Annotated in this window: 3 protein-coding genes and 1 pseudogene; all 4 read left to right on the plus strand. The window is 45.7% G+C overall.

What is annotated here, in order from left to right; translation table 11 throughout:
- Window positions 1-293, plus strand: a pseudogene (locus A3757_RS26015) (alkane 1-monooxygenase); the annotation flags it as partial.
- Window positions 294-349: 56 nt separating this feature from the next.
- Complete coding sequence (locus tag A3757_RS00715) at window positions 350-703, plus strand: hypothetical protein (RefSeq protein ID WP_068507124.1); 354 nt, start codon at window positions 350-352, stop codon at window positions 701-703.
- A gap of 38 nt (window positions 704-741) precedes the next feature.
- Window positions 742-909, plus strand: a complete 168-nt coding sequence (locus tag A3757_RS00720) for a rubredoxin (RefSeq protein ID WP_068507129.1) — start codon at window positions 742-744, stop codon at window positions 907-909.
- A gap of 13 nt (window positions 910-922) precedes the next feature.
- The gene (locus A3757_RS00725) at window positions 923-1,099 is read left to right on the plus strand and encodes a rubredoxin (RefSeq protein ID WP_068507132.1); all 177 of its coding nucleotides are present in this window, start codon (window positions 923-925) and stop codon (window positions 1,097-1,099) included.
- Window positions 1,100-1,267: the final 168 nt, after the last annotated feature.

The raw sequence follows: 1,267 nt of genomic DNA on the forward strand, positions 1-1,267 counted from the left end.
ATCAGAAAATTTCCAATCTGATTCTCCTGCACTTACAACGTCACTCTGACCACCACGCGCATCCGACTCGCGCTTACCAAGTTCTCCGTGATTATCATGGTGTACCTTCTCTTCCTGCCGGATACCCATGGATGTTCGTATTAGCGATGATTCCACCGGTTTGGTTTTCGGTAATGGATCCGAAGGTTGTGAAATGGGCTGGTGGAGATATGGACAAGGTAAATATCGAGCCCACTAAGCGCGACGAGATCTTCTCTCGTCACCATCACCCTGAAGTAGAGAAGGCTGCCTAGGCAGGCTAAGTCTAACGGGATTAGAACACAATTACTGAACGGGTTTAGGTGCGTCCATGCTTGTACTTTCTTTATTGGCTCTGATCGGAGTCGCAGGGTTTGGCTCATTCCTGCTTAAAAACAGAATACAAAAACGAGCCATAAGAAAGTGGATGATCACTGTTCATGGATTAGCCGCCTCAGGTGCTTCGGTTCTGCTGATACTGGGTCTGTATGATGCGCATTCAGCAGATACTACCAACTCATGGAACTGGGTAGGACTTGTGCTCACTCTAGGTGTGGTCATTGGTTCGTATCAACTGTTCAGAAAAGTACTCAAAGGTAGGTCGAAACCTTTGATCTTGCAGTGCCTGCATGGTGTGTTTGCAGCGAGCGCGATATGCGTTTTGGCCTACTCGATGATTATTTAATACAACGACATATCAAAACTTAATAAAGGAGCAAAGACATGGCTCAATATGAATGCCCAGATTGTGGCTACATTTATGACGAAAGCAAAGGCGCTGAGCACGAAGGCTATCCTGCAGGAACGCTATGGAAAGATATTCCGGATGACTTTCCTTGCCCTGACTGCTTTGTGAGAGAAAAGCCAGATTTCGAAGAGCTGAAAGATTAATTGAGGAGCGATCATGAGCACAGAGAATTATAGAAAGTATTGTTGTATCACTTGCGACATGATTTATGACGAAGCATTAGGGATGCCCGAAGAGGGTATCGCGCCGGGTACACGCTTCGAAGATATTCCGGACGACTGGACCTGCCCGGAATGTTCGGCTTCAAAATCTGATTTCTATCTTGTCGAATAGGTGGCAGCCATGAAGCATATTATCATTATTGGTTCTGGGCATTCCGCGATTACGCTCGTCCGTGAACTTCGAGCGCACGGTAAAGCACTTAAGATAAGCTTACTTACGCAAGATTCAGGTGATTTGTACTACAAGCCAAATTTATCGAAAGCGATTTCAATGAATAAG

This window comes from Oleiphilus sp. HI0117 (genome assembly GCF_001635235.1).

Bases quoted from the DNA above. Each gene is read 5' to 3' on its own strand.
- A3757_RS00715 (WP_068507124.1), top strand. From the start codon at position 350: ATGCTTGTACTTTCTTTATTGGCTCTGATCGGAGTCGCAGGGTTTGGC.
- A3757_RS00720 (WP_068507129.1), top strand. From the start codon at position 742: ATGGCTCAATATGAATGCCCAGATTGTGGCTACATTTATGACGAAAGC.
- A3757_RS00725 (WP_068507132.1), top strand. From the start codon at position 923: ATGAGCACAGAGAATTATAGAAAGTATTGTTGTATCACTTGCGACATG.